Source organism: Pseudomonas sp. B21-032 (assembly GCF_024748965.1).
Taxonomy (GTDB): domain Bacteria; phylum Pseudomonadota; class Gammaproteobacteria; order Pseudomonadales; family Pseudomonadaceae; genus Aquipseudomonas.
On record NZ_CP087180.1, the window covers coordinates 2050145 to 2066368 of the forward strand.

The 16224-nt window shown below is 64.8% G+C and carries 14 protein-coding genes; 6 read left to right on the top strand and 8 right to left on the bottom strand.

Annotated features, from left to right (window positions below; translation table 11 throughout):
• The first annotated feature begins 90 nt into the window (after positions 1-90).
• From LOY54_RS09425 to LOY54_RS09440, 4 genes are all read left to right on the top strand, one after another.
• Positions 91-378 carry a hypothetical protein gene (locus tag LOY54_RS09425; RefSeq protein WP_408980584.1) on the top strand — a complete coding sequence of 96 codons (288 nt, stop codon included), beginning with the start codon at positions 91-93 and terminating at the stop codon, positions 376-378.
• A 30-nt stretch (positions 379-408) separates the two neighbouring features.
• Positions 409-1557, top strand: coding sequence for a PQQ-dependent sugar dehydrogenase (locus LOY54_RS09430; RefSeq protein WP_045201359.1), 1149 nt, complete (start codon positions 409-411; stop codon positions 1555-1557).
• 183 nt (positions 1558-1740) lie between these two features.
• On the top strand, positions 1741-2859 hold the full coding sequence (gene zapE, locus LOY54_RS09435) for a cell division protein ZapE (RefSeq protein ID WP_258610224.1): 1119 nt from the start codon (positions 1741-1743) through the stop codon (positions 2857-2859).
• Positions 2860-2869: 10 nt separating this feature from the next.
• Positions 2870-3454, top strand: coding sequence for a DinB family protein (locus tag LOY54_RS09440; protein WP_213601912.1), 585 nt, complete (start codon positions 2870-2872; stop codon positions 3452-3454).
• On the opposite strand, the gene LOY54_RS09445 is transcribed toward LOY54_RS09440, so the two are convergent.
• From LOY54_RS09445 to LOY54_RS09460, 4 genes are read right to left on the bottom strand one after another with little or no spacing between them, the layout of a single operon-like run.
• Positions 3451-3885 carry a YqaA family protein gene (locus LOY54_RS09445; protein ID WP_258610225.1) on the bottom strand — a complete coding sequence of 145 codons (435 nt, stop codon included), beginning with the start codon at positions 3883-3885 and terminating at the stop codon, positions 3451-3453. The genes LOY54_RS09440 and LOY54_RS09445 overlap by 4 nt on opposite strands.
• Before the next feature lie 10 nt (positions 3886-3895).
• Positions 3896-4324 (bottom strand): DUF411 domain-containing protein, encoded by a 429-nt coding sequence (locus LOY54_RS09450; RefSeq protein WP_258610226.1) that lies wholly within the window; start codon positions 4322-4324, stop codon positions 3896-3898.
• A gap of 14 nt (positions 4325-4338) precedes the next feature.
• Positions 4339-5205, bottom strand: coding sequence for a copper resistance protein B (locus tag LOY54_RS09455; RefSeq protein WP_258610227.1), 867 nt, complete (start codon positions 5203-5205; stop codon positions 4339-4341).
• A complete protein-coding gene (locus LOY54_RS09460; RefSeq protein WP_258610228.1) occupies positions 5198-6907 on the bottom strand; it encodes a copper resistance system multicopper oxidase in 1710 nt (569 codons plus the stop codon). The genes LOY54_RS09455 and LOY54_RS09460 overlap by 8 nt, the downstream gene beginning before the upstream one ends.
• Positions 6908-7063: 156 nt before the next feature.
• On the opposite strand from LOY54_RS09460, the gene LOY54_RS09465 reads away from it, so the two are divergent.
• Both LOY54_RS09465 and LOY54_RS09470 read left to right on the top strand, forming a co-directional pair.
• Positions 7064-8239, top strand: a complete 1176-nt coding sequence (locus LOY54_RS09465) for a sterol desaturase family protein (RefSeq protein ID WP_256326750.1) — start codon at positions 7064-7066, stop codon at positions 8237-8239.
• A gap of 71 nt (positions 8240-8310) precedes the next feature.
• Complete coding sequence (locus LOY54_RS09470; RefSeq protein WP_258610229.1) at positions 8311-9057, top strand: SDR family oxidoreductase; 747 nt, start codon at positions 8311-8313, stop codon at positions 9055-9057.
• Here the strand turns inward: LOY54_RS09470 and LOY54_RS09475 are convergent, their stop codons facing one another.
• The 4 genes from LOY54_RS09475 to ccoG all read right to left on the bottom strand — a co-directional run bounded on the left by LOY54_RS09475 (position 9058) and on the right by ccoG (position 16104).
• On the bottom strand, positions 9058-11151 hold the full coding sequence (locus LOY54_RS09475; protein ID WP_258610230.1) for a PAS domain-containing sensor histidine kinase: 2094 nt from the start codon (positions 11149-11151) through the stop codon (positions 9058-9060). It lies immediately after the preceding gene.
• 82 nt (positions 11152-11233) lie between these two features.
• Positions 11234-13174, bottom strand: a complete 1941-nt coding sequence (locus LOY54_RS09480) for a PoNe immunity protein domain-containing protein (RefSeq protein ID WP_258610231.1) — start codon at positions 13172-13174, stop codon at positions 11234-11236.
• Between the two features lie 66 nt (positions 13175-13240).
• Positions 13241-14650 carry a GntR family transcriptional regulator MpaR gene (gene mapR, locus LOY54_RS09485; RefSeq protein ID WP_258610705.1) on the bottom strand — a complete coding sequence of 470 codons (1410 nt, stop codon included), beginning with the start codon at positions 14648-14650 and terminating at the stop codon, positions 13241-13243.
• Between the two features lie 41 nt (positions 14651-14691).
• Entirely contained in the window at positions 14692-16104 is a 1413-nt protein-coding gene (gene ccoG, locus LOY54_RS09490; RefSeq protein ID WP_045201369.1) for a cytochrome c oxidase accessory protein CcoG, read from the bottom strand.
• Between the last annotated feature and the right edge of the window lie 120 nt (positions 16105-16224).

A 16224-nucleotide genomic window follows, 5' to 3' on the forward strand; every position in this document is an offset into this window, starting at 1 on the left:
TTAGGCTATCCAACGCTTGGGCGCGCTGGTTTTCGGCGCCGTGTGTTGCCGGAGGTGAATACCGTGAACCGATCACTGACGGGCCTGGCCATGGCCCTGCTCTTGAGCTCGCCGCTGCAGGCGGCGCCTGTTGCCGCGCCGTTGCAGCTGGCGGCCAGCAACAATAACCCCTACAACAGCCCGATCATGCGCGCCAACCCCAACAGCCGCCAGGGCAGCGTGCCGGCCACGTTGCCGCTGCGCGGCCCGTCGACCCAGCCCAACCCGCGCCCGCCGACCCTCGAGAACCGTGGTATCGGCAATGGCGAAAACATCCGCCGCGAACAGACCACCCCGCGCCTGGAACCCAGCCGGCCGCCGCGCGCGCCCGCACCCTGAATCACAGGCCCTCCCTGGAAGGAATCGCTGATGTCCCCACGCACCTGGCTACCCACCCTGATGACCGCGGCGCTGCTGCCGCTGCTGGCCCATGCCGCGCCCGAGCGTGACTTCAAGAGCGAGGAGGGCAGCGTCAAGGTCAGCACCCTCGCCGAAGGCCTGCGCAATCCCTGGGCCCTGGCGTTCTTGCCGGACGGCCAGGGCATCCTGGTGACCGAGCGCGCCGGCAACCTGCGCATTGTCAGCCCCGAAGGCAAGGTCGGGCCGCCGCTGGGCGGCGTCCCCGAAGTCTGGGCCAAGGGCCAGGGCGGTTTACTCGACGTGGTGTTGTCACCGACCTTCAAGCAGGACCGGATGGTCTACCTGTCGTATGCCGAAGGCGGTGGGGAGGGCGGCACGGCCGGTACCGCGGTGGGCCGCGGGCGCTTGTCGGCCGACAGTGCCAAGCTTGAAGACTTCAATGTGATCTTCCGCCAGCAGCCCAAGCTCTCCAGCGGCAACCATTTTGGCTCGCGCCTGGTGTTCGACCGCGACGGCTACCTGTTCATCGCCCTGGGCGAGAACAACCAGCGCCCGACCGCCCAGGACCTCGACAAGCTGCAGGGCAAGGTGGTGCGCATCCTCCCGGATGGCACGGTGCCCAAGGACAACCCGTTCGTCGGCCAGGCCAACGTGCGCCCGGAAATCTGGTCGTTTGGCCACCGCAACCAGCAGGGCGCGGCGCTCAACCCCTGGACCGGCGAGTTGTGGACCAACGAGCATGGGCCCCGTGGTGGCGATGAGATCAACATCCCCAAACCCGGCAAGAACTATGGCTGGCCGATCGCTACCCACGGCATCAACTATTCGCTGATGCCGATCCCGGAGGCCAAGGGCGAGCATGTCGAGGGCATGCTCGACCCGCACCATGTCTGGGAGAAGTCCCCGGCCATCAGCGGCATGGCGTTCTACGACAACCCGCGCTTCAAACCCTGGGATCACAGCCTGTTCATCGGCGCCCTGGCGGCGCAGGAACTGATTCGCCTGGAGCTCAAGGGCGACAAGGTGGTGCATGAAGAGCGCCTGCTCGGCGAGCTCAAGGCGCGGATTCGCGACGTGCGGGTAGGGCCGGACGGGTATCTGTACCTGCTTACCGATGAGACGGATGGGGCGCTGCTCAAAGTCGGGCTGGATCTGTAGAAACCTTGTGGGAGCGGGCCTTGCCCCGCGATCAAGCGCGCAGCGGTGGTATCTCAGACAACATCCGATGTGCTGACTGTACTGGCCTCATCGCGGGGCAAGCCCGCTCCTACCAATGGTGGTAGCACTTGCCCCGCGATGCCCCCCGCCGCAGAATGCCCCCTTTTGCGACGGACGCCGCGCATGTCCTGCTTCACCGAACAGTCCCCGCTGACCCGCTACCAGCAGGCCATTGCCAGCCAGGGGTTTGTCAGCGATCCGGCCCAGTTGCAGGCCGCCACCGCCCTGCAAACCTGCTTCGAGGCCCTGCAACGCGGCGAAACCCCGCAGGGCGTGTACCTCTGGGGGCCGGTTGGGCGCGGCAAGACCTGGCTCATGGACCAGTTCCACGCTTGCCTGCAGGTTCCGGCCCGGCGCCAGCATTTTCATCACTTCATGCGTTGGGTGCATCAGCGCCTGTTCCAGCTCAATGGCACCGCCGAGCCCTTGCAGGCCCTGGCCTTGTCCCTGGCCGAAGAAATCCGCGTGCTGTGCTTTGACGAGTTGTTCGTCAACGACATCGGCGATGCGATCATTCTCGGCGGGTTGTTCCAGGTGCTGTTCGAGGCCGGGGTGGTGATCGTGGCCACCTCCAACCAGCCGCCCGGGCAGCTCTACAGCGACGGTTTCAACCGCGAGCGCTTCCTGCCGGCGATTGCCGCCATCGAGCAGCATATGCAGGTGGTGGCGGTGGCGGGTGAGCAAGACCATCGCCTGCATCCGGGCGCGGCGATACAGCGTTACTGGATTACCGAGAAAGGCCAGCCCGCAGCCCTGGCGCAGGTCTTCGAGCAACTGCGCGGTGAGCAAGCGGCGACTGAACAACCCTTGCCGATCGGCTCACGCCAGCTCAGCGTGGTGCAACGCTGCGAGACGGTGCTCTGGTGCCGCTATGCTGACCTGTGTGAGCAACCCTTCGCCGCCATGGATTTCATGGCCCTGTGCGACCGCTTTCAGGCCATCCTGCTCGGCGAGGTACCGGCCCTCGGCGCCCGCCAGCGCCCGGCGAAGATTGCCCGCGGCACCGAGGACGGCGCCCGGCGGGTGGTCGCCGGCGACCGCGAGCTGCCGCAACTGTCGGTGCATGACGACAGCGTGCGACGCTTCATCGCCCTGGTCGATGAATGCTACGACCGGCGGATCGCCCTGTACCTGGAAGCCGAGGTCGCCCTGGAAGCGCTCTACACTGAAGGGTATCTGGAGTTCCCGTTCCGGCGTACGCTCAGCCGCTTGCGGGAGATGCAACTGCAACGCTTCTGCTGAGGAATCGATCATGGCCGAGCCTCTTTCGCACCACCTGCTGACCATGGCCTACCAGAACGGCTGGGCCAACCACCGGGTGTACAAGGCCTGCAGGCAACTGAGCCAGGATGAGTTCGTCGCCCCGCGGGCGAGCTTTTTCCCGTCGATCAAGGCGACCCTCAACCACATCCTCACCGTCGACTGGTTCTACCTGCAGGCCCTTGAGTGTGAGCAGCGCGGCGAAGCGCCCGACCCGGACAGCGAGCGTTTTTTTCAGCCCGAGGAGCCTTTTGCCACCTGCCTGGAACTGCACGCCGAACAGTTGCAGGCCGATCACCGCCTGATCGCTTACTGCAGCCAGTTACGTGACGACCAGTTGCAGCGCTATGTGAACATCGTGCGCCCCGACTGGGTGCAGCGCGAACAACGCCTGCGCCTGCTCTCGCACCTGTTCGAGCACCAGATCCACCACCGTGGCCAGGTGCACGCGATGCTCAGCGACACCGCGGTGCGCCCGCCGCAACTGGATGAATTCTTTTGTGAGGATGAAGCGCACCTGCGCGCCCAGGACTTTGCCGAACTGGGCTGGACCGAGGCGCAGATCTGGGGGCGTTAGTGCTGCATCCAGCCCAGCGTCAGCAGCGCCAGCACCAGGTAACGCCCGGCTTTGGCGAGGGTGACCAGCACTAAAAAGCGCCAGAACGGCTCGCGCATGATCCCGGCAATCAGCGTCAACGGGTCGCCGATCACCGGCATCCAGCTCAGCAGCAGCGACCACTGGCCATAGCGCTGGTAGCGTTGCTGGGCCTTTGCCAGTTGCTCGGGCTTGAACGGGAACCAGCGCTTGTCGCGCAGGTGCTCGATGCCGCGGCCCAGCAGCCAGTTGACGATCGAACCGAGCACGTTGCCGGCGGTGGCGATCAGCAACAGGCTGACCAGCGCCTCAGGTTCGCGCAGCAGCAGGCCGACCAGCACCGCTTCCGATTGCAGCGGCAGCAAGGTGGCTGCGCCGAAGGCGCTGAGAAACAGCGCCCAATAGCTGAGCATCAAGGCCGGATCAGTAGTTGGCGACCACTTCGTCCTTGCCCTCAAGGGTCAGGCCGATGACCTGGTAGGCGTCCTTGTGGTCGCCCATTTCCATGCCCGGCGAGCCCATGGGCATGCCCGGTACGGCCAGGCCCTTGAGGTCGTGACGCTTGCTCAGCAGCTTGATCTGCTCGGCCGGCACATGGCCTTCGACGAACTTGCCGTCGATCACCCCGGTATGGCACGAGGCCAGGCGCGGCTCGACGCCCAGGCGCTGCTTGAGCGCGCTCATGTTCGGCTCGACATGGTCGTTGACCGTGTAGCCGTTGTCGTGCAGGTGCTTGATCCAGTCCTTGCAGCAGCCGCAGTTGGGGTCACGGTAGACATCGATGGTCGGCCCGGCCTGGGCCAGGGTGCTCAGGGCCAGCAGGCCGAAGGCGACGATTTTCTTGCTCAGCATGTACTTCTCCACTTCTAGAAACGCAGGCGAACTCCAGCGACCAGGCGGGTCTGGCCGATGTCGCCGTGCTCATCACGGATTTGCTCGGCGTTGTTGCCGTAGGCCCGGTTGACGCTGATGCCCAGGTACGGGGCAACGCCACGGGTGATTTCGTAGCGCAGGCGCAGGCCAATCTCGCTGTCGGCAAGGCCACTGCCCTGGTCCCGGGTGGCGTCGTTGCGGCCATAGAAATTGGCCTCCAGCGACGGTTCGAGGATCCAGCGATTGCTCAGCAGGATAGCGTAACTGCTCTCTAGGCGCAGCGCGGTTTGCTGATGTTCGCCGGCATACAGGGTGGCTTGCAGCTCCAGCCCGTACAGCGGCGTGCCCTGGATGCCGAAGGCGGCCCAGGTCTGGCCAGTGGCCGGCTTGAAGTCCTGGCGCAGGCCACCGACCAGTTCCCACCAGGGGCTGATGGCATGGCCCCAGAGCGCCTGCAGTTCGGCCTTGTGGGTCACGCCCTGTTCGCGTTCGCCTTCGCTGCGCAGCCACAGGCGGTCGACATCGCCGCCGATCCAGGCGTTGGCGTCCCACTTCAGGGCGCTGCTGTTGTCGAAGTTCTGGTACTCCAGTTGCTCGACCGTCACGGCCCAGTTGGTCTGCTGGTCGTGGACCTGATGACCGGGCAGGGGCGGGAAGGCCGCCTGGCGCTCGGCGTCGGTGATCGGCCGTAACGGCGTGCGCGGCGAATCGGATGCCATGCTGTGGTTCATGCCTTGCTGGGGCATGGCACCGTGGCCCATGGCGGCGTGATCCATGGCCTCGGCACGGGCCTCTTCACTGGCCAGCAGGGCGAGCAGGGCGAAGCCGCCGAACAGCGGCCGAACAATGGGCTTATTCATCGACGCGTACCTCGCGGAACATGCCCATCTCCATGTGGTAGAGCAGGTGGCAGTGATAGGCCCAGCGGCCCAGGGCGTCGGCGCTGACCCGGTAGCTACGGCGGCTGCCCGGCGGGATGTCGACGGTGTGCTTGCGCACCTGGAAGCGCCCGTGTTCGTCTTCCAGGTCACTCCACAGGCCATGCAGGTGGATCGGGTGGGCCATCATCGTGTCGTTGACCAGGGTGATGCGCAGGCGCTCGCCGTAGGTCAGGCGCAGCGGCTCGGCATCGGAGAACTTGATGCCGTTGAACGACCAGGCGAAGCGCTCCATGTGTCCGGTCAGGTGCAGTTCGATTTCCCGGGACGGCTCGCGGCCATCGGGGTCGGCGAAGGTGCTTTTCAGGTCGGCGTAGGTCAGCACCCGGCGGCCGTTGTTGCGCAGGCCAATCCCTGGGTCGGCGAGGTTGGGCCTGGGGTTCATGGTCTGCATGTCCACCAGCGGGTTGCCGCTTTCGCTGGCTGGGTGTTGCTGCATGCCGGTCATTTTCGAATGGTCCATGCCGGCCATCTGGCTGTGGTCCATGGCGCCCATCCCGGCCATGGCGCCGTGGCCCATATCGGCCATGGTCAGGATGGGACGTGGGTCCGGCTCTGGCACCTCGACGCTCAGCCCGTTGCTGCGCGCCAGGGTACCGCGGGCGTAGCCGCTGCGGTCCATGCTCTGCGCGTACAGGGTATAGGCGGGCAGGTCGCCGACCCGCACCAGCACGTCATAGGTTTCGGCCACGGCGATGCGCAGTTCATCGACTTCGACTGGCTCCACCGGCTGGCCATCGGCGGCGATCACCGTCAGCTTAAGGCCCGGAATGCGAAAGTCGAAATAGCTCATCGCCGAGCCGTTGATCAGGCGCAGGCGCACAGTGTCGCCGGGCTGGAACAGGCAGGTGAAGTTGCCATTCGGCGGCTGGCCGTTGAGCAGGTAGGTGTAGGTAGCGGCGCTGATGTCGGCAAGGTCGGTGGGGCTCATGCGCATGGCCGCCCAGGCCTTGCGTTCGGCCACGGTTTGCTGCCAGCCATTGCTGGCGACATCGTCGATGAAGTCGCCAACGGTGCGCTTGTGGTAGTTGAAGGCATCGGACTGCTTTTTCAGGGTCGCCATCAGCGCCTCGGGGGCCTGGTCGCTCCAGTCGCTGAGCAGCAGCACGTAGTCGCGCTGGTAGCGATGGCCTTCGGGCTGCCTGGGTTCGATGACGATCGCGCCGTAGACCCCGGCTTGTTCCTGCAGGCCGGAATGGCTGTGGTACCAGTAGGTGCCGCTCTGTTGCAGGGTGAAGCGGTAAAGGTACTCGCCACCGGGCTCGATGCCGGCAAAGCTCAGGCCCGGCACACCATCCATGTTGGCCGGGAGGATGATCCCGTGCCAGTGCAGCGAGGTCGGCTCGTTCAGGCGGTTGCGCACCCGCAGGGTCACACTGTCGCCCTCCCGCCAGCGCAGGGTCGGGCCGGGCAGGCTGTTGTTGATGGTCAGCGCCGTGCGCGGGCGGCCGGTAACGTTGACCGGGGTCTGGCCGATGAACAGCTCGAAGTGCTCGCCGCTCAGCTCGTTGGCAAACACGCCGGGCGCGGCAAACGCTGGCAGGCGCCAGAGGCCGAGGCCGGCCAGGGCGCTGCCGGCGGCGAAGCCCTTGACGAAGGTGCGGCGGGTCGGGTGTCGAAGCATGGCTGCCATTCCAGGGGCGGGGATGGCACGACCTTAGCCAGTGCTGACTGTCAGCAAACTGAGCAGTGCATTACAGATTTGTCAGCTGGCCAGGCAGGTACGCGCTCACTTGTGGCCGCAGGTCGGTATACTCCGCGCCGCACGGAGCCCACCACTATGAAGGATCAGCGATTCATGCAGGCAATCAAGGCCTATTTCAAACGCCACGGCCACGACCCGTTCAAGCTCGGCCAGGGGCGTATCAGCGGTTACCTCTCGGCCGCCCTGGGGCTGCTTAGCCTGTTGGCGGTGTTGTGCTTCCTGTTTCCGCAGTGGCTGACCTTTGCCGAGTTTCGCAAGGTCTACAGCGTGCACTTTGCCCGTACCGCGCTGCTGATCGGGCTGATCCTGGCCTTCGCCCTGGGCACCCTGAACATCCTCCTCAACAAGCGCAAGCGCCTGGGCTTTACCGGCATCAGTGCGGCAGGCCTGGCGATGTTTCTCGGCGGCACCAACATCCAGACCGAAACCATCGGCCAGACCCCGTACTCGCTGGGCCTGGACTGGTTTGTACTCGCTCTGCTGGTATCGGCGGTGATCTTCATCCCGCTGGAAAAACTCTACGCCAAGGACCCGCAGCAAAACATCCTGCGCCCGCACTGGCGCACCGACCTCAGCTACTTCTTCGTCAGCCATATGCTGGTGCAGTTCATCCTCATCTTTGTCACCGCCTCGTCCAGCTGGCTGGCCGGCTGGGTGCTGTCCGATACCTTGCAGGCCAAGGTGCAAAGCCTGCCGATCGTGGTGCAGTTCTTGCTCGCGGTGTTCGTCGCCGACCTCGGCCAGTACTGGCTGCACCGCTTGTATCACGTGGTGCCGTGGATGTGGCGCTTTCATGCCGTGCATCATTCGAGCACGCACATGGACTGGCTGGCCGGTTCGCGCATTCATTTCTGCGAGATCCTTCTGACCCGCACCGGGGTGTTGGCGCCGCTGATCCTGCTGGGCTTTTCGCCCCAGGCGATGAACGCTTACGTGATCCTGGTCGGTGTGCAGGCGGTGCTGGCCCATGCCAACGTGCGTATCGACGGCGGCTGGCTCAACTACCTGCTGGTGCTGCCGCGCTATCACCACTGGCACCACGCCCGGCACAAGGATTACATCTACAAGAACTACGCGATCCATACGCCGCTGGTGGACATGCTGTTCGGCACCTTCAAGCTGCCGCCCAAGGAATGGCCGGCGCGATACGGCGTGTTCGGCAAGGACCTGCCTGAAGGTATCGTGCGCCAGCACCTGTACCCGCTGCGCAAGGCCGAACCCAAGGCACCGGTACCGCCACCGGCTGCCTGAAGCGGCTTTGTGCCCGGCCCCTGACTGCGTTAGCCTTGAGGGGTCAACGCCATTGGGGGCAAGGAGTATCCATGGACAAGGTTATCGTGATCACCGGCGCCAGCCGCGGCATTGGCGCTGCCACCGCACGCCTGGCCGCGCGCGCCGGTTACCGTATCTGCATCAATTACCTGCGTGACGACGAAGCCGCCCAGCGGGTGCTGGCCGAGGTGCGTGAACTGGGTGCCGACGCCATTGCGGTGAAGGCCGACGTCAGTGTCGAGGACGAGATCGTCCAGCTGTTCCAGCGCGTCGATGCCGAGCTGGGCCCGGTCACTGCGCTGGTCAACAACGCCGGCACCATCGGCCACCAGAGCCGGGTCGAAGAGGTGTCGGAGTTTCGCCTGCTCAAGCTGATGAAGACCAACGTGGTCGGGCCGATGCTGTGCGCCAAGCACGCGCTGCAGCGCATGTCGACCCGCCATGGCGGGCAGGGCGGCAGCATCGTCAACGTCTCGTCGGTAGCCGCGCGGCTGGGCTCGCCTAACGAATACGTCGACTATGCCGCCTCCAAGGGCGCGCTGGATACCTTCACCGTCGGCCTGGCCAAGGAAGTGGCCGGCGAAGGGGTGCGGGTCAATGCCGTGCGCCCGGGCTACATCTTCACCGACTTCCACGCCCTCAGCGGCGACCCGCAGCGGGTCAGCAAGCTGGAACCAGGCATCCCCATGGGCCGCGGCGGGCAGGCCGAGGAAGTCGCCGAGGCGATCCTCTGGCTGCTGTCAGACCAGGCCTCGTATTCCACCGGCAGCTTTCTGGACCTGGGCGGCGGGCGCTGATCAGCCGATCATTTCCTCGATACGCTGGGCCAGGGTGTCGAGGCTGAACGGCTTGGTCAGCACCCGGGTAGTGGGCTCGAACACGCCGCTGCCGAGCACCGCCTGCTCGGCGTAGCCGGTGATGTACAACACTTTCAATCCGGGCCGCAATTGGCGGGCGGCGGCCACCAGTTGCTGGCCGTTCATGCCGCCGGGCAGGCCGACATCGCTGATCAACAAGTCGACGCCGGCGCCATTTTGCAATGCCGCCAGGGCGCTGTGGCCGTCGGCGAATTCTATTCTGGCGCAGCCCAGTTCCTCGAGCACTTCGCCGACCAGCATGCGAATGGTTGCTTCGTCATCGACCAGCATCACCGTCATGTCGCGCAGTTCACGTTGCGGGCGGGCCGTTGGTTTCACTTCGCTAAGCGGCAGGCTGGCGCTGTCCAGGCGCGGCAGGTACACGTGCACGCTGGTGCCTTGGCCAGGTTCCGAATACACCCGCACCTGGCCACCGGACTGACGGACGAAACCATAGACCATCGACAGCCCCAGGCCCGTCCCCTGGCCCACCGGCTTGGTGGTGAAGAACGGGTCGAAGGCGCGCGCCAGCACCTGCGGTGACATGCCGCTGCCGTTATCGCTGACGCTTAAGGCCAGGTAGTCACCGGGCTTGAGGTCCAGGTGCGCGGCGACTTGCTCATCGGCTGGCAGATGACGGGTTTCGATGCTGATCCTGCCCCCGCCCGGCATGGCGTCGCGGGCGTTGATGCACAGGTTGAGCAGGGCGTTTTCCAGTTGCGAGGCGTCGATGGTGGCTCGGCAGGATGCGCTGGAGGTAAACACCTCGATGTCGATGTGCGGGCCGACGCTGCGGCGGATCAGCTCAAGCATGCCGCTGACCAGGCGATTGACGTCGATGGTGCGCGGTTCCAGAGTCTGGCGCCGGGAAAAGGCCAGCAGCCGGTGAACCAGGGATGCGGCGCGGTTGCACACATCCTGGGCGGTGCGCAGGTAGGGGGCGATCTGTTCATGGCGCCCGCGCCCGAGCAGGTTGCGCGACAGTTCGAGCGAGCCGCTGATGCCGGTCAGCAGGTTGTTGAAGTCATGGGCGATGCCGCCGGTGAGCTGGCCGACCGCTTCCATTTTCTGCGCCTGGCGCAGGGCTTCTTCAGTCTTGCGCAGGCGTTTTTGCTCGCGGATCCGCTCGCTGATGTCGTAGGCGAACAGGTAAGCGCCGATCAGTTGCCCGTTGCTGTCATGCAACGGGCTGAACCGCAGTTCGTAGTGGCGATGCTGCTCGCCCTCGCCAAACTCGGCAACCTCGACGAATGCCTCACCCTTGAGTGCCCGATTCCATAGTTGCAGGCCCTGGGCGCAGTCTTCGGCACGGCTGGCCATAAGCGTCGGCAGGCTGTCGCCGACGCTGGGTACTTGCTCGAAAATTCGCCGGAATTCGTCACGCGCGGCGCGGTTGATAGCCAGCCAGCGCATGTCCAGATCGACCACCTGGATTTGCGCCAGGGTCGCCTCGACCACATCGGTGAGAATCTTGCGCTCTGCCAGCGCCTGGGCCACCCGCTGTTCAAGCTCCTGGTTGAGGCGCTTGAGCCCGGATTCGGCACGTTTGCGCGCAGTGACATCCTGGAACAGTACGGCGACCTGCTTGCGGCTGGCCGGCTCCAGGCGAAAGGCGCAGATGTCCAGGTGGCGGCCGGTGGCTACCAGTTCCTGCTCGAAGCGGATCGGCGTGCCGCTGCGCAGCACCACACCGTAGCGGGCAAGCCAGCCATTCGCCTCATCGGGGACCAGTTGGCGCAGAGTTTGCCCGACCACATTGTCGATACCGGCATGCTTGGCGTAGGCAGCGTTGGCTTCGACATGAACGTAGTCGCTGAGCGGGCCGTGGGGGCCGTCGAAGAATTCGATGATGCAAAAGCCTTCGTCCATGGCCTCGAACAGAAAGCGATAACGCTGCTGGGTATCGGCCAGGGCCTGCTGGTCAGGTGCAGGCCCGGCGCGGCTGCGCTCGGCGAGCTGGGCTGTGAGCAGGTTGTTCTGCTGCTGCAACTGCTCAAGTTGCTGGCGCAGGGACTGCAGTTCGCTCGACGGCATGCGCGTGTTCCGGCCTGGGGATAGTGGCAAATGTAGCGTCCCGCGCAGCACTCAACAACTGCGCGGCCCCAGGGCAAGCGCTTCAGTGGCCGTGATAGCGCGCGCTGGCCCATTCCCACCAGAGGGCGTTGAGTTCGCAGTAGGGGGCAATGCGCCCAGTGGTTTCGGCGTACAGGTCGTCGCGGTCGAGTTTCGCCGGGATGAAGCCCAGGCTGCGCAGGTCGCGGTCGATCAGCGCCGCGCTGCTGGCCAGGGCCTTGATCGGCTGGCGGGGGTAGGGGCGCGGGTCTTCACCGTAATACACCTTGGCCGGGCCGAAAGGTACGCCCTCCAGGCGAGTATGGCCGAGGTTGTTCAAAAAGCCTTCGGCAATGCTGCCGTCGGCGAAGATCACCTTGTAGGCCGCGCCGGGTACACCGCCGAGCTTGCCGTCGTCCAGGCTCAGCTCCAGCCAGTTGCTGGTGGCTTGCGGGTTGATCTGCTCGCGGCTGAGTTTGCCGCCATCACTGGCCGCTGGGTGGGTATTGAGCGTTCCGTGCTCACGCAGGTTGTCGACGCGCCGCGACTGCGGTTTGCTGGTTTGCGCCGGAACGCGGGTGCTGCTGCCCGAGGCTTGGGCCGAGCTGTTGCGCTGCACGGCAAGCCAGGGCATCAGGCGTTCGTCGATGCGTTCGATCAGGTCGTCAAGGTGTTCGCCAGCCTGTTCCAGGTCGCTCAGCACCAGGGCCTGGCGCTGCGCGTCGAGGGCCAGGAAGGTCGCACTGGCGCTGACCGCAGCGATGATTTGCGCAAGCTCGCTGCGTAGCAACTCGGCGTCCAGGCTCTCTTCGAGCAGGGCATCCGGGCTGGTCTTCAGTTTGCAGTTGAGCAGTACGTGGCGCAGCAGGTCATAAAGCTGCTCGGCATGCTTTTGCGGGTCGCGATTGACCAGGCGTAATACCCGTTTGAGCCCGTGGCCAGGGCCTGGGACCCAGCCGAGCAGGGCCAGGGCGAGGTCGAAGAAGGCCTCGTCTTCCTCCTGCTGGTCGGCCGCCAGGTTCAGGGCCAGGATCGCTTCGACGGTGTCGTAGGCACTCAGGGCCTGGGCCAGGTGCGGGATGCTGCCGGCATCGATGGCGTCGGACAAGGTGACGCCGGCGGCCTTGATGTCGTAGGCGAAGTCTTCGTCGTTGTCGTCTTCGTCGTCTTCGTCGGTCAGCTCTTCTTCGTCCTCCTCCTGTTCGTCTTCAGCGTCGCCCAGGCACTCCCAGCGGATGCCCTGGTAGGCGGGCAGGCTGCGCGCGTGCGCGAGCAGCTCATGGGGGAAGATCACGTGCAGCAGTTCGCGGGTATCGATGCCGTAGAGCAGGGCCACTGCCGCTGCCTCGAATGACCAGTAGCCGACGTAGCCGCTGATATCGTCGCCATGGGTGTCGTACCAGCTGGCGTGCTCAAAGTGCTCGTACCACTGCTCGCAGTAGCCCTGCAGGCGGCTGGCCGCTTGCTCGGGGCTGGTGGCATAGATGGTTTGCACCAACGGCGTGGCGTAGTCCTGGTACCACGCATCGACGTCGTAGCGGTCGGGCAGGACCCGGCTCAGCAGGTCTTCATAGAGGGTGTCTTCTTCGGCATAGCCGCCGTTGTCCATCAGCGTGACGAAGCGTTCGAGCAGGTCCTGGCGACCGAGCAGAATGCACAGGCTGATGACCTGCATGCATTCGTGGTGTTCTTCACTATCGCCCAGATTCAGCGGAGCGACGTTGGCTTGCTCGGTGTACACGGCCATCTTGCGTTGCAGTTGCTCGTACTCAGCGACCAGCGCTTCGAGCAAGGCGGGCAGGGCGTCGATGTCAACGCCGGCGGTATAGCTGATCAGCAGTTTGTCCAGCGCCAGGCCCTTGAGGCTCTTGCCGCTGAACACTGCCTCTTGCTCGTCGGAGTCGGCTTGCAGGCGATTGTCGCGCAGGAATGCACGGCTCTCTTCGTCGTGTTCGAGGAAGCGCTCGTAACGCTGCGGCGTAAGAAAGTGCTGTCGCTTGTGCATGCCATCCATCCCTGGGAAATTCGAGCGCGCAGGGTGCCGCAAGCGCGCTCGAAGTACAACCGCCGATCAGAACGAGCGGACGATCTTGCCCAGGGTTTCCATGGCCTTTTCCGACTGCTCGGTCCAGGGGCTGCCGTAGTTGAGGCGGATGCAGTTGCGAAAGCGCCGGGTCGGCGAAAAGATCGGCCCGGGGGCGATGCTGATGCCTTGCGCCAACGCCATCTGGAACAGCTTGAGCGAGTCCATCTGTTCAGGCAGCTCCAGCCACAGGAAGTAGCCACCGGCCGGATGGCTGACCCGGGTCTGCGCCGGAAAATACCGGGCAATGGCCGCGAGCATCGCCGCCTGTTGCTCTTCCAGGGCATAGCGCAGCCGGCGCAGGTGCCGGTCGTAGCCGCCGTGCTGCAGGTAGTCGGCAATCGCCGCCTGGGCCGGCATCGAGGCGCACAGCGAGGTCATCAGTTTCAGCCGTTCGATCTTCTGCGCGTAACGCCCGGCCGCCACCCAGCCGATGCGGTAGCCGGGGGCCAGGCTCTTGGCGAACGAGCCGCAGTGCATCACCAGGCCGTCGGTGTCGAAGGCCTTGGCCGGTTTCGGCGCCTGCTGGGCGTAATACAGCTCGGCATAGACGTCGTCCTCGATCAGCGGCACTTGATGTTTGCGCAAGAGCTCCACAAGCTGCTGCTTCTTCTCTTCCGGCATGCTCGCGCCCACCGGGTTCTGGAAGTTGGTCATGCACCACACGGCCTTGACCGGGTGCTTGGCCAGGGTTTGCGCCAGCACCCCAAGGTCGATGCCTTCGCGCGGGTGCACGGGGATTTCCACCGCCTTGAGCTTGAGCCGCTCGAGGATCTGCAGGCAGGCATAGAACGCCGGCGCCTCGATCGCCACCAGGTCGCCGGGCTCGGTCACCGCCTGCAGGCACAGGTTCAGGGCCTCCAGCGCGCCGTTGGTGATCAGCAGCTCCTCCATGGGCAGCATCAGGCCGCCGACCATGTAGCGCAGGGCAATTTGCCGGCGTAGCTGCGGGTTGCCCGGCGACAGGTCGGTGACCACCATGCGCGGGTCCATCTCGCGGCTGGCGCTGGCCATGGAGCGGGCCAGGCGCGGCAGCGGGAACAGATGAGGGCTGGGAAAAGCCGAGCCGAAGGCCACGGTTTGCGGGTCCTTGATCGAGTCGAGGATCGAGAACACCAGCTCGCTGACATCCACCTCGGTGGACTCGCTGGCTTGCTCGATGATCTGCGGCTCGCTGAACTGGCGCGGCGCGTGGGCGTTGACGAAGTACCCCGAGCGCGGCCGGGCGCGGATCAGCCCGCGGCGCTCCAGCAGGTAGTAGGCCTGGAACACCGTGGACGGGCTGACGCCGTGGGTCTGGCTGGCATAACGCACCGACGGCACGCGCTGGCCGGGGCCGAGGACCCCGGAGCGGATCAGTTCGGCAATGTCGTCGGCGAATTTCTCGTAGCGTTTCATCATGGCTCGAAAGGTTTCGGATGCTCGGGCAGTGTATGGGATCAGCGGTTCAAAGGCGCAACAAAACGGCTGTGGGCGACGCTGCGCACACCGGGTTCGTCCGTATCGATCAGTTCGAAGCTGATGTCCTGGGAGCTGCTTTGCGGGCGATCGGCCAACATCGCTACCGACACCGGCAAGTCGCTCATTTCCCCGGCCGCCAGGCTGAATTCGGTCCTGCCGTGCAGTTCGAAGCCTTCGGCATCGAGCAGGCGCAGGCGGTAGTGCTGGGATTGCTGGGTCTTGTTGATGACCTTGAGGGTGTAGATGTTCTCGATCTGCCCGGCGTTGTTCTCACGGAACAGGCCACGGTCCTTGATCACGTCCATCGACACCATCGGCCGCTGCTGCAGGGCGATCACCAGGGCGCCGATCATCACCACCAGGGCGGTGACGTAGCCGAGCAGGCGCGGGCGCAGCCAGTTGGTGGTGCCGCCTTGCAGGGTGTGTTCGGACTTGTAGCCGACCAGGCCGCGGGCGTAGCCCATTTTGTCCATGATCGAGTCACAGGCGTCGATACAGGCGGCGCAGCCGATGCACTCCATCTGCAGGCCGTCGCGGATGTCGATGCCGGTCGGGCACACCTGCACGCACATATGGCAGTCGATGCAGTCGCCCAGGCCCTTGGCCTTGTGGTCGACTTCCTTCTTGCGCGGGCCGCGGGATTCACCACGGGCCGGGTCGTAGGCGACGGTCAGGGTGTCCTTGTCGAACATCACGCTCTGGAACCGGGCGTACGGGCACATGTGCATGCACACCGCTTCACGCAGCCAGCCGGCGTTGATGTAGGTGGCGCCGGTGAAGAACAGAATCCAGAACAGACTGACACCGCCCAGTTGCAGGGTGAACAGTTCTTCGGCCAGCGGCCGGATCGGCGTGAAGTAGCCGACGAAGGTCAGCCCGGTCAGCAGGCTGATGGCCAGCCACAGGGTGTGCTTGGCCGAACGCCGGGCCAGTTTGTTCAGGCTCCAGGGCGCGGCATCGAGCTTGATGCGCTGGTTGCGCTCACCTTCGGTGACCTTCTCGCACCACATGAAAATCCAGGTCCAGGAACTTTGCGGGCAGGTGTAACCGCACCAGACCCGGCCGGCGAGCACGGTGATGGCAAACAGGCCGAAGGCGCAGATGATCAACAACGCCGAGAGCAGGATGAAGTCCTGCGGCCAGAAGGTGGCGCCGAAGATATGGAACTTGCTGTCGGCCAGGTCCCAAAGCACGGCCTGACGACCGCCCCAGTTCAGCCAGACGGTGCCAAAGAACAGCAAAAACAGAAAACCCGCGCCAGCCAGGCGCAGGTTACGAAACAAGCCGGTGAAACTACGGGTGTGGATCTGTCGGTCACTGCTGGCAGGCTTCTTCTTGAAGGTGGAAGGCTCAGCAATTTCAACGATCTGGACGGGGATTCTATCGCTCATGGTTCGTCGCTCATCAGGCCTCGATCAGGCCAGAGCACTATGGCGCCCCATCTGTTTGCATAACAGGCTCAGGTATCTGGATAAAAACCGTATCAGATTTACCTTGGAGACTCCGCAGGC